This is a genomic window from Rhodobacter lacus (genome assembly GCF_042683065.1).
Lineage (GTDB): Bacteria > Pseudomonadota > Alphaproteobacteria > Rhodobacterales > Rhodobacteraceae > Rhodobacter > Rhodobacter lacus.
The window spans coordinates 139197-149796 of the sequence record NZ_JBHUIX010000001.1; the positions used below are offsets into that span (position 1 = coordinate 139197).

Sequence of the window (10600 nt, forward strand, 5' to 3'; positions counted from 1 at the left end):
ATCAGGCGTCGGAACGGATAAGCTCATCCATTCCCCATACGATTCGCGATGACAGAGACCTTGGTTCGCCCCATAAAGGGCCGGATCATCGAGAGAAACGGCGCCACAAGCGGCCCCACGCACCACCACAAGCCCCCCACATCAAAAATATTAAATCATTGATTTGGCGTGATTTTGCGGTGGGTGATGAGAGACTCGAATTCTGCTTCGCCACCGTCTTAGGCATTGATTTTAAAAGGTTTCTCGACGCCTCGGATGCCCAAACTGTATCAGTGACATGTACCAGCCGTCAAACGGTCTTTGTTCGAAGCGGTGGCGCGAGGCTGTGGGCGTGGATGACAAACGGGAAGGGGTGCGGCGGTCGCTGGTCAATTTCCACTCGGCCCGCCGCTGGTTCGCCACGAAGGCCGACCGGGCAGGCGTCTGGGAAGCTGTCATCAAGGACGTGATCGGCCACGTCCCCGACAAGAAGAACGTCACCCGCGCGTCCTACATCGCGGCCTCGTCAGGGGCACAGATGCGGGAATGCGTGGAGGCCGTGAAGGTGAGGTGACGATACGGATATTATGCTGCCTTTGGCTAGTTGAAGTAGCAGGGAAGAGCGCGCTGGCGTTTCCCGTGGCACCCTCCATTAGGCTCAGGACTCGTTCTGGATCATAGCCAAAACAAGACGGTTGCGGCGAGCATGATGGCAGAGAAGAAGGTTTGCGGGCAGCGGTCGTATCGGGTGGCCGTGGTCCCGTGACCATGTGTCATCGAAGGGGTGGCCACGGTGGCGGAGATCTCCGACGACACAGCGGAACAGGGACTGATGGCGGGAACCTCCACGCTTCCCGTGAGGGCTGACCGTTGGGGGCTGCAGGATGCGCAAGAGCAACGCTCTCCCTCAAGCCCACCTCTCAATGACACCTCGACCTCGGGATGACCCCGAGGCCAACACCTTCTCTGTGGTCTCCCTCGGCGAAGCCGGATGATCGACGACAGAACGGGTCAGCTGATGTTGGGCCGCATCCTGCGCGGGACCATCAGGCCACCTTCCGGGGCACCTCTGCCTCGGCTCCACGCCGACGAGCCCCTCTGGACGCGCTGGCGAATGGAATTGTTCGAGAGCTTGGCCTCCTCGAGCATTGCATTCATCCATGCCTCTGCTTCACGGGCGGTGAGCGTTGTTAGGTCGTCTGAGCCACGGAATGCCACAAACTCCGCACACTGAAAGCGATACTTCCGCTCGGTCTCAGGCCGTACTGGAGCGGCATCCTTGCCGCGCGCCTTGGCGGCGACCCAAGCGTCAATAGTCCCCGCGAAGGTCTTCGGCGAAGTGTCGACCTTAACGGGAACCGATCGTTTCTCGGGAAGGGTCAACTCGGGATAATACGCAGCCTTACCGTGTTGGGAATAATCCCCTACCGCCTTCGCTTCGTTCACCTTTGCCATGTCGTCTAGTGCGTCCGCAACATGGCGCAACAATTGGGGCCGAGATTCGGGCGCGACCAGAATGCCCTTGGCGGTGGTGAAGGCGTCGACCATGGGGCCGAAGCGGGAATCCAAACTGCGAGCGATGCGCACCTGTTCACCGATGTACAGCGGGGTAAGCTTCCCCTGCCGCGCCTTATCGTTGGCATCAAGAACACGCTGCCACCGCTCGGGGGGGGCCGGGTTGTTCATCAAACGCGTCGACCCATGCAGCATGGAGCGCTCCTGCAATGGCGAGGCTTTACTTGTGGCTGAGCGGCTTCGGCCCCTTACGCACCATCTCCCAGTGCTCTTCCAGCGCCGCATGAGCCAGTGTGAAGCGCGACTTGGCCTCGGCGGCATCCTTGGTCCGCAGGGACACCTTTGCGTGGCCCTTGATCAGCACCGAACGCGGCACTCCATCGACGGGCACCGAGACAACCGTTCCGCACACCTTTGAGGCCACGTCGCTGGGCACAAGGACGCGCAGATAGTAGGTCGAGCCGATCAGAATCGGAGTTGGCATCGTCAGTCCCATATGTACCACCTCTATGTACCAGTAGAGGCGTCGCTTTTCCTTTGAAAGCAATTCCTTAGTGAAATCAATGGGCTGACATGGTGGGTGATGAGAGACTCGAACTCCCGACATCCTCGGTGTAAACGAGGCGCTCTACCAACTGAGCTAATCACCCGGCGGGTGTTTTCTAGCCCGGCGGCGCGGGCTGCCGCAAGGCACAAAGCACATGTTGCAAGCGCCTCTCCGCCGGAACCGCCCTGCGCCGGGGACAACCAGCGCCGTCGCAACACCACGCGGTCACAACACCCGCAAACGCAAGAAGCGCCGCCTTTCGGCGACGCTTCTGTAGGATGGTGGGCGATAACGGATTTGAACCGCTGACATCTTCGATGTGAACGAAGCGCTCTACCGCTGAGCTAATCGCCCGGTAGCGGGGCTTTTAGACTCACTCTTCGGGCTTCGCAAGGGGGTCTGAGCCGGATTTTTCATCCTTTTTCTCGCCCTCTTGTGCCCCCGCACGTTTGAGCCGCAGATGCAGCACCGCGCTGCCGGCACGCTCGGTGCGCCGCGCAAGCGACAGCTTGCCCAGCGGCGGCACGACAAGCGTTTCGCCCGCCTCCAGCGCCTCGGCCATCACCGCCAGCACCGCATCGGTCAGATCGCGCGCCGCGGCCTTCTTGACCCCGCCTTTCAGCGCCACGCGCTCGATGAGATCCTTTTTCTTCACCTGCACGCGTGCGGCCACCGCCGCCGCATCGTCGGGCTTGGCGCGTTCGCCCTGCACCGTCTTGCCTGCTTTTGCCATAGCTGCCTCATTGTTTCTGCCATGCGATCAGATTACGGCGCCGCGCCGCGCCGTGCCATATGCTTCGCGCTTGCAGAGGTAAAAAGAACGGGGCGCGCCCGGCCCGGACGCGCCCCGATTGTATCCTTGTGCGCCAGATTCAATGCGTGGCGGCGCCGGAGCTTTCGGGCTTAGCAACCGCCGCCGCAGCGGCAGCGGCGGCAGCGGCTTCTTCGGCCGCCTCATCCCATTCGACGGGCTCGGGCATGCGCACCAGCGCGCGTTTGAGCACTTCGCGAACGTGAGTCACCGGAATGATCTGAAGCCCTTCCTTCACATTGTCGGGGATGTCGGCGAGATCCTTCTCGTTCTCCTCGGGAATGAGCACGGTCTTGATGCCGCCCCGCAGCGCCGCGAGCAGTTTCTCCTTCAACCCGCCAATCGGCATGGCATTGCCGCGCAAGCTCACCTCGCCCGTCATGGCGATATCCTTGCGCACCGGAATGCCGGTGAGCACCGAGACGATCGAGGTCACCATCGCAAGGCCTGCACTCGGGCCATCCTTCGGCGTGGCGCCATCGGGCACGTGAACATGGATGTCCACCTTCTCGAATTTCGGCGGTTTCACCCCGATTTCGGGCGCGATCGAGCGCACATAGGACGATGCTGCCTCGATCGATTCCTTCATCACCTCGCCAAGCTTGCCGGTGGTCTTCATCCGGCCCTTGCCGGGCAGCTTGAGCGCCTCGATGTGCAACAGATCCCCGCCAACCGAGGTCCAGGCAAGGCCCGTGACCACGCCCACCTGATCTTCGGCCTCGGCAAGCCCGTAGCGATGCCGCTTCACGCCGAGATATTCGCCCACCTTGGCCGCATCGACGGTGATCGACTTCACCGTGCCCTTGGCCTTGATGATCTCCGTCACCGCCTTGCGGGCAAGCTTGGCGATCTCGCGCTCAAGGTTCCGCACCCCGGCCTCGCGGGTGTAGTAGCGGATGATGTCATTGAGCCCGTCATCGGTAAGCGTGAACTCGCCCTTTTTCAGCCCATGCGCCTTGATCTGCTTGGGGATCAGGTGCTGCTTCGCGATCTCGCGTTTTTCGTCCTCGGTGTAGCCGGCGAGGCTGATGATCTCCATCCGGTCCAGAAGCGGGCCCGGCATGTTGTAGCTGTTCGCCGTGGTGAGGAACATCACGTTCGAGAGGTCATATTCCACCTCAAGGTAATGGTCGACGAAGGTCGCGTTTTGTTCCGGGTCGAGCACCTCAAGCATCGCCGAAGCCGGATCACCGCGGAAATCCTGCCCCATCTTGTCGATTTCATCGAGCAAGATCAGCGGGTTCGTGGTTTTGGCCTTTTTCAGCGCCTGAATGATCTTGCCGGGCATCGAGCCGATATAGGTGCGCCGGTGGCCACGGATCTCGCTTTCATCCCGCACGCCGCCAAGCGAAATGCGGATGAATTCGCGCCCCGTCGCCCGCGCGACCGAGCGGCCAAGCGAGGTCTTGCCGACGCCGGGCGGGCCGACGAGGCAGAGGATCGGGCCCTTGAGCTTGTCCGAGCGCGCCTGCACCGCGAGGTATTCGACAATCCGCTCCTTGACCTTTTCAAGGCCATAATGATCGGTATCGAGCACCTTCTCGGCGGCGATCAGATCCTTTTTCACCCGGCTCTTGACGCCCCAAGGCAGGCTCAGCATCCAGTCAAGGTAGTTGCGCACCACCGTGGCTTCGGCCGACATCGGGCTCATCGAGCGCAGCTTTTTCAGCTCTGCATCGGCCTTTTCCTTCGCCTCCTTGGAGAGCTTGGTGGCGGCGATTTTCTCTTCCAGCTCGTTGAGCTCGTTCTGGCCGTCCTCGCCATCGCCCAGCTCGCGCTGGATCGCCTTCATCTGCTCGTTGAGGTAATATTCGCGCTGCGTCTTCTCCATCTGGGATTTGACGCGGCTCTTGATCTTTTTCTCGACCTGCAGAACCGAAACCTCGCCCTGCATCAGCCCGTAGACCTTTTCCAGCCGGGCGGAGATGTCGAGCGTTTCCAGCAGCTCCTGCTTTTGGCGCACATCAAGGCCAAGATGGCCCGACACGAGATCGGCGAGCTTGTCGGCCTCGGTGGTCTCGGCCACCGCCGTCATCGCCTCCTCGGGGATGTTCTTCTTGATCTTGGCGTAGCGCTCGAATTCCTCCGCCACCGAGCGCAGCAGCGCGCGGATCGTGGCCACATCGCCCTCGGTTTCCTCAAGCACCTCGGCTTCGGCCTCGAAGAAGGTCTCATTGGCGATGAATTCGGTAATCTTCACCCGCGTCTTGCCCTCGACGAGCACTTTCACCGTGCCGTCGGGCAGTTTGAGCAGTTGCAGCACATTGGCGAGAACGCCAGTGCGGAAGATGCCATCGGTCGTCGGTTCGTCGACAGACGGATCGAGCTGGCTCGCCAGCAGGATCTGCCGGTCATCCGTCATCACCTCCTCGAGCGCGCGCACCGATTTTTCACGCCCGACGAAGAGCGGCACGATCATATGCGGAAACACGACGATGTCGCGCAGCGGCAGGACCGGATGGGATCTGGGATGGGTGTCGGTCATTCTCTGTCCTCTATGGCGAAAGGAACGGGCCCCACCTTGGCAGCCTGCCCCTTCCCTTTGCCTTATCTAGGAGGGGGGACTGCGCAGTTCAACTGGGGCCAGCCTCCCGGCCTGTCCGGCCTTCATCGAAGCGTTACGTTGGCGCATAAATTGCGGCACAAACGCGCGCCCCGCAAGCACAGCTTCACTCCAATGCCACTGATCGTGCAAAGGCGCCGCAGGTCTGTCTCGGTCGGCATCTGCTTTTGCCGGCCCTGCGCACACAGGCGCGGCGTCCAAAAGGCGTACACAAGGGGCGCAATCGGGCTGAGACAAGGGCATAGGCGCAGCCCCATGCCGCCCCCCTGCCCCACCTGTAGAGGTTGGAAAGCTCAAAAATACAACCATGGCGGGTTGACAGTGTCCTGATGCATGTCAAGGATTGATTAACGAAGTTGGCGGTATCTTTCAGGATACGGGCCTCACACGCGAATCAAAGCACCGGAGTCAGAACACACAAAGATGTTTCGCGAGGCACCTGCGGCCTGTCGGCAGCCCCGAGCCGCTCTCTTGAGCAGCCCTGCGCAGAACCGGCACCGCGAGACCTCCCCTGACGGCCCCGGCCGTCTTCCGAGACCTTCCCAGGCGGATCGCCCGGGCCGCAGAACTGGAGCCTGCCTAGATGCCGTCGACCCTGACCCCGCCGCTGCCCCCATCCCTCGGCCTGCCGCGCGCCCCGGCGCAATCGGCACGCCATCACAGCCTGTCTTCGCCGCTGCCGCCCGCGATCGACGCCGAAGCCGAAGCCGAAGACACTCAGGGGGACACCGGCAAGGCGTGGCCCGGCGGCTGGTGGATTTTGCCCGCGCTGCCGCTTGGGGCGGCATTCTGGGGCGGGCTTCTGGTGCTGTTGCTCTGACCTGACGGCCCCGCCGGGCCTGACGCCCGCGTCAAAGCGGCACCACCAGTTCGACGGCAAGCCCGCCGAGCCGCGCGCTTTCTCCCAATTGCAAACCGCCCCCATGGCCGCGCGCGATATCTGCGGCGATCGCGAGGCCCAGCCCCACGCCCTGACCGCGATCTTGATTGCGCGCCGGATCGAGGCGCGTGAACGGTCTGAGCGCCTCCTCGCGCCGCTCGGGCGGAATGCCCGGCCCATCATCCTCAACCATGATCCGCAGGTTGCGCGCCCGCACCGCAAGGCTGAGCTCCGCCCGCCGCCCATAGCGCACCGCATTGCCCAGCAAGTTCTCCAACGCCCGGCGCACCGCATCGGGGCGCACCGTCACCCAGATCGGCCCCTCCGGCGCTTCGATCAGGCGCACATCATGGCCTGCGCGGCCTGCATCCCCCACCACCTGCGCGACCAGCGACACGATGTCGATCCGCTCGGCCTCATCGGAAACCGCCTCCTCGCGGGTATAGCTCAAAAACGCGTCGATCAGCTTGCCCATATCGGTGACATCGCGCTCCATCGCGGCGATCTCGTCGCGCGTCTCCTCCTCCTCGGGCAACATCGAGAGCCCGAGCCGAAGCCGCGTCAGCGGGGTGCGCAGATCGTGGCTGATCCCCGAGAGCATCAAGCGCCGCTGCTCGATCTGGCGCTCGATCCGGTCGCGCATTTCGATGAAGGCGCGCCCGGCGGCGCGCACTTCCAGCGCCCCGGTGGGCCGATAGGGCAGCGATTGCCCCTTCCCGAACGCCTCCGCGGCGCGCGCCAGCCGCTGGATCGGGCGCAACTGGTTGCGCAAGAAGAGATAGGCGATCACCGTCATCAAGGCAGAGACCGCCCCCATAAGCACAAGGAGCTGATGCGGATTGGAGGCAGATACCCAGCCGCGCGGAAAGCGGATGTAGAGCCAACCGTTCTTTGTTTCGGTCCAGAGCTGCACCCGGCCCCCATCGGTGAGGTCGATCGCACGCAAGCCCGGCAGCCCGGCGCGCAGCGTTTTCGTGACGGTCATGCCGGTAAAATCGGCAAAACTGCGCGCATCGCCCGAAGGCACCGGCCCCGGCGCGGGCAGCTCCAGCATCATGTCAAGCGCTTGTTCCAGCTCGGCCATTTGCGCTTGCGCCGCGATCAGCCCGGGTGCGGCATCGGCGCGCTCGATCACCAGCACGATCTCGCGCAGCATCGAATTGGTCATCTGCTGGGTGACGCGCTCGAAATGGCGTTGAATGAAGACAACCGAAACCACGAGCTGAATCGTGATGACCGGCAACACGAGGATCAGCGCGGCACGGCCGTAAAGGCCACGGGGCAGGAAGTGTTTCAGCCAGCCGAGTTTCATGGCAGAACCCTACCGGGGGACGAAGACGAGGGGAAGAGAGATGGCACTCGAGCCGCTGGCCGAAGGGATCCGCCGCATCGTGGCGCCCAATCCGTCGCCGCTCACCGATCGCGGCACGAACACCTATGTGCTCGGCACGGGCCGGGTGGCGGTGCTCGACCCGGGGCCTGATGACCCCGCGCACCTTGCCGCCCTGATCGCGGGGCTCTCCCCCGGAGAAAGCGTGGCCGCGGTGCTCGTCACCCATGCGCATCTGGACCATTCCGCCGCCGCCCGCCCTTTGGCGCAGCGCACCGGTGCGCCCGTCTTTGCCTTTGGCCCGCCCGAGGCCGGGCGCTCGGAAACGATGCGCCGGCTCGCGCAAGAAGGGCTTGCGGGCGGCGGCGAGGGCCGCGACGCGGCGTTCCGGCCCGATCACACCCTCGGCCATGGCGCGCGGCTTTCGATCGGCGACTGGGCGGTGACCGCGCTTTTCACGCCGGGGCATTTTTGCAATCATCTGTGCTTTCGGATGCAAGATGCGATCTTCACCGGCGATATCGTGATGGGCTGGTCCAGCACGCTCATTTCGCCCCCCGATGGCGATCTGGGCGATTATTACGAATCGCTCGATGTGCTGGCGGCCGAAGGCGCCGCGATGTTCTATCCGGGGCATGGGGAACCCGTGACCGACCCCGCCGCACGGCTTGCAGAATTGCGCGCCCACCGCGCCATGCGCAGCGCGCAGATTCTCGCGGCCCTCGCCGAAGGCCCGGCGGATGCCGCCACGCTGACCGCGCAAATCTATACGGAAATCCCCCAACCCTTGCGCGCCGCGGCCGAGCGCAACGTGTTCGCGCATCTGGTCGAGCTTGCGAAAACAGGCCAGATCCGCGCCACGCCCGCGCTCTCTCCGAGCGCCCGGTTCCGGCGCGTGACAGAGATGTAAAAAACTTCCTCCCCCCCTCTTGCGCCCCCCCGCCACCGCCGCTATACACCGCCCCGTGTTCCGGCGTAGCTCAGCGGTAGAGCAGTTGACTGTTAATCAATTGGTCGTAGGTTCGATCCCTACCGCCGGAGCCAAAAATATCAATAAATCCAACGTGATGAAGGCCACCTGAGACGGTGGCGTTCCTCGTTTTCGGTGCCCTCTGCAACATTGGATGGTTCTGCAACGGGAACGGGCGATGCGTTGCCACACCGCCCGCGTCCAATGTCATGCGGCCGCAGCCTCGCACACAAACTCATTGGCCAGACCCGTCCAAGGCTCCCGCAGAGCGCGCAGTTGCTCCACCGCTTGGTCGAGAGACGAGAGAGCAAAACCAAACTCTTTAGCGACCATCAGCACCGAGAGGACTTCAAGGTCATCAGGATCCTGAAAGCAGAGTTCAACATCGCGGACGGTGATACACAGGGACCCGTAGCCAATCTGCGACTCGTCCGGGTGCGTTGTGTAGCGCGACAAAAAAACTGCACTAGCAAGGATGGAGCGCTATGCTCTCAGTGCATAGCTCAGACTTGGCTTAGCTTCACGGCAGTACCGCTGGCGACAAGAAACAGCATGCTTTTGCCGCCGCCCGAGATCTCGGAATAGTCCAAGTCGACCGCGACAACGGCATCGGCACCGAGTTGCACCGCTTGGGCACGAAGATCATCAAGTGCCGCCTCGCGCGCCTCACGAAGGCCGCGTTGCATCGTCTCGCTGCGACCGCCAAAGGTGTCTCGCACCGCCGCGGCAATATCCCGGAAGATGTTCAGCCCAACGACATATTCGGCCGTCAAGATGCCGAGACGCTCGTCCACCGGCAGGTCGTGCGCGGTCTCTGTCGTCAAGATAATTCGCGCATGGCGGGCATCAACGACTGTCTTGTCTTCGAGTTTCGTCGGCGCACTGCCTTCAACCGCTCTTACGCATTTCATGCACATCCCATCAACTGACGTGCCAAAAAACCGATATCAGTGCCGCATCGTGAACAAGCCGGCATGTCTCACTCCTGACTGGTGTGCCCCCACCAAAGGACTTTCCCAATTATTTTCATTGAGTTGACTGACGATTTTCGTTTGAACTCTGTCTGAAATTCCGGATTGTCAGACATGACTGCGTAGAAGTCTTCGTCGATGCGCTCGATCCGCTTCACGCGTGCCGCGCCATCCTCGACGAACGCGTAAATCGGCGGAGGCCTGCGCCTTGACGCTTTCGACCTTGATACAACTTCTGTCTTCGATGTGTCGATCAGGATCATGTCCCCATCGCACAGGGTAGGCGCCATACTGTCACCGTGAACGCGCGCGACACGAGCCTTCGACGCCACCACGCCGAGCTTTCTCAGCCAGTCACTACGAAATGCGAGTGTTCCGACGATTTCTTCGGCCCCGTTCACTGATCCACTTCCTGCGGCTAAGGTGGCTTCATGAATTGGAATCTTGGCGAAATCGTCGTCTTTGGGCGGAACCACTTCGACGGCACCATGGTCCCGTGGTGGACCGAAGTAAAACTCCAATCCAAGTGCCTCACAGATGCGCGCCGCTTTATCTAAGTTCGGGATCGCGCGCTTTTCATCGTTGCGAATGACGCCCCGTATGTAGCCCTGCGGCAGACCTGCCCTCGCCTCGGCCTGATTGACGTTCAGGTCGAGCTCATCGAGTCTGCTAAGAATGACATCGGCGAATGCCATCGTTCCCCCGGAAAAAGAGATTGGGATAATGCCCAACTTTTCCACCGCTGACAATTAGGCAATGTCCAGCTTGGTGTATTAGGCATTAGCCGGACACTGAGGCAAAGATGCAGCCCAAGGACCTAATGACACGAGCTGATCGCTACACCGGGCACGTTGGCATCAAACTGTCCACCGTGGGCGCCTACTGCGCGAACGACGGAAAATTCTTCCGGCGCTTGAGCGATGGATCCGACTGCCGCACGAAAATGGCACAGAAGGTCTCAACTTGGTTCAGCGAAAACTGGTCCGCAGACCTTGAATGGCCACGCGACATCCCCCGCCCCCCGAAGAACAAGA

General features: G+C 62.2%; 12 protein-coding genes and 3 tRNA genes. 5 read left to right on the forward strand and 10 right to left on the reverse strand.

The annotated features are described in order from the left end of the window. Positions 1-331: 331 nt before the first annotated feature. Positions 332-553: a site-specific integrase gene (locus tag ACFSM0_RS00665; protein WP_377385658.1), complete on the forward strand. Its 222-nt coding sequence runs from the start codon at positions 332-334 to the stop codon at positions 551-553. A 437-nt stretch (positions 554-990) separates the two neighbouring features. Here ACFSM0_RS00665 and ACFSM0_RS00670 read toward each other — a convergent pair whose 3' ends face one another. The 6 genes from ACFSM0_RS00670 to lon form a co-directional block, all read right to left on the reverse strand. Further along, positions 991-1689 (reverse strand): hypothetical protein, encoded by a 699-nt coding sequence (locus ACFSM0_RS00670; protein WP_377385661.1) that lies wholly within the window; start codon positions 1687-1689, stop codon positions 991-993. Positions 1690-1714: 25 nt separating this feature from the next. Then, complete coding sequence (locus ACFSM0_RS00675; protein WP_377385664.1) at positions 1715-1978, reverse strand: DUF6538 domain-containing protein; 264 nt, start codon at positions 1976-1978, stop codon at positions 1715-1717. Between the two features lie 90 nt (positions 1979-2068). After that, a tRNA-Val gene (locus tag ACFSM0_RS00680) sits at positions 2069-2144 on the reverse strand. Between the two features lie 176 nt (positions 2145-2320). Then, positions 2321-2395 (reverse strand) — tRNA-Val (locus ACFSM0_RS00685). Between the two features lie 19 nt (positions 2396-2414). Further along, the gene (locus ACFSM0_RS00690; RefSeq protein WP_377385666.1) at positions 2415-2774 is read right to left on the reverse strand and encodes an HU family DNA-binding protein; all 360 of its coding nucleotides are present in this window, start codon (positions 2772-2774) and stop codon (positions 2415-2417) included. Between the two features lie 139 nt (positions 2775-2913). Continuing rightward, entirely contained in the window at positions 2914-5337 is a 2424-nt protein-coding gene (lon, locus tag ACFSM0_RS00695) for an endopeptidase La (RefSeq protein ID WP_377385669.1), read from the reverse strand. 661 nt (positions 5338-5998) lie between these two features. On the opposite strand from lon, the gene ACFSM0_RS00700 reads away from it, so the two are divergent. Beyond that, complete coding sequence (locus tag ACFSM0_RS00700; RefSeq protein ID WP_377385672.1) at positions 5999-6235, forward strand: hypothetical protein; 237 nt, start codon at positions 5999-6001, stop codon at positions 6233-6235. A gap of 31 nt (positions 6236-6266) precedes the next feature. Here the strand turns inward: ACFSM0_RS00700 and ACFSM0_RS00705 are convergent, their stop codons facing one another. Further along, positions 6267-7607 carry an ATP-binding protein gene (locus ACFSM0_RS00705; RefSeq protein ID WP_377385675.1) on the reverse strand — a complete coding sequence of 447 codons (1341 nt, stop codon included), beginning with the start codon at positions 7605-7607 and terminating at the stop codon, positions 6267-6269. Between the two features lie 40 nt (positions 7608-7647). On the opposite strand from ACFSM0_RS00705, the gene ACFSM0_RS00710 reads away from it, so the two are divergent. Further along, positions 7648-8535, forward strand: a complete 888-nt coding sequence (locus ACFSM0_RS00710; RefSeq protein ID WP_377385678.1) for an MBL fold metallo-hydrolase — start codon at positions 7648-7650, stop codon at positions 8533-8535. 59 nt (positions 8536-8594) lie between these two features. Further along, positions 8595-8669 (forward strand) — tRNA-Asn (locus ACFSM0_RS00715). Positions 8670-8802: 133 nt separating this feature from the next. Here ACFSM0_RS00715 and ACFSM0_RS00720 read toward each other — a convergent pair. From ACFSM0_RS00720 to ACFSM0_RS00730, 3 genes are all read right to left on the reverse strand, one after another. Next, positions 8803-9051 carry a hypothetical protein gene (locus tag ACFSM0_RS00720; RefSeq protein WP_377385681.1) on the reverse strand — a complete coding sequence of 83 codons (249 nt, stop codon included), beginning with the start codon at positions 9049-9051 and terminating at the stop codon, positions 8803-8805. Positions 9052-9098: 47 nt separating this feature from the next. Then, complete coding sequence (locus ACFSM0_RS00725) at positions 9099-9419, reverse strand: YbjQ family protein (RefSeq protein ID WP_377385683.1); 321 nt, start codon at positions 9417-9419, stop codon at positions 9099-9101. A 155-nt stretch (positions 9420-9574) separates the two neighbouring features. After that, positions 9575-10261 (reverse strand): S24 family peptidase, encoded by a 687-nt coding sequence (locus ACFSM0_RS00730; RefSeq protein WP_377385686.1) that lies wholly within the window; start codon positions 10259-10261, stop codon positions 9575-9577. Between the two features lie 107 nt (positions 10262-10368). Between ACFSM0_RS00730 and ACFSM0_RS00735 the strand changes: the two genes are divergently transcribed. Then, a partial coding sequence (locus tag ACFSM0_RS00735; RefSeq protein WP_377385688.1) for a hypothetical protein occupies positions 10369-10600 on the forward strand: 232 nt, incomplete at its 3' end.

Excerpts from the sequence above, each read along its gene's own strand:
- ACFSM0_RS00670 (WP_377385661.1), bottom strand. The coding sequence starts at position 1,689 with ATGCTGCATGGGTCGACGCGTTTGATGAACAACCCGGCCCCCCCCGAG.
- ACFSM0_RS00675 (WP_377385664.1), bottom strand. The coding sequence starts at position 1,978 with ATGCCAACTCCGATTCTGATCGGCTCGACCTACTATCTGCGCGTCCTT.
- ACFSM0_RS00690 (WP_377385666.1), bottom strand. The coding sequence starts at position 2,774 with ATGGCAAAAGCAGGCAAGACGGTGCAGGGCGAACGCGCCAAGCCCGAC.
- lon (WP_377385669.1), bottom strand. The coding sequence starts at position 5,337 with ATGACCGACACCCATCCCAGATCCCATCCGGTCCTGCCGCTGCGCGAC.
- ACFSM0_RS00700 (WP_377385672.1), top strand. The coding sequence starts at position 5,999 with ATGCCGTCGACCCTGACCCCGCCGCTGCCCCCATCCCTCGGCCTGCCG.
- ACFSM0_RS00705 (WP_377385675.1), bottom strand. The coding sequence starts at position 7,607 with ATGAAACTCGGCTGGCTGAAACACTTCCTGCCCCGTGGCCTTTACGGC.
- ACFSM0_RS00710 (WP_377385678.1), top strand. The coding sequence starts at position 7,648 with ATGGCACTCGAGCCGCTGGCCGAAGGGATCCGCCGCATCGTGGCGCCC.
- ACFSM0_RS00730 (WP_377385686.1), bottom strand. The coding sequence starts at position 10,261 with ATGGCATTCGCCGATGTCATTCTTAGCAGACTCGATGAGCTCGACCTG.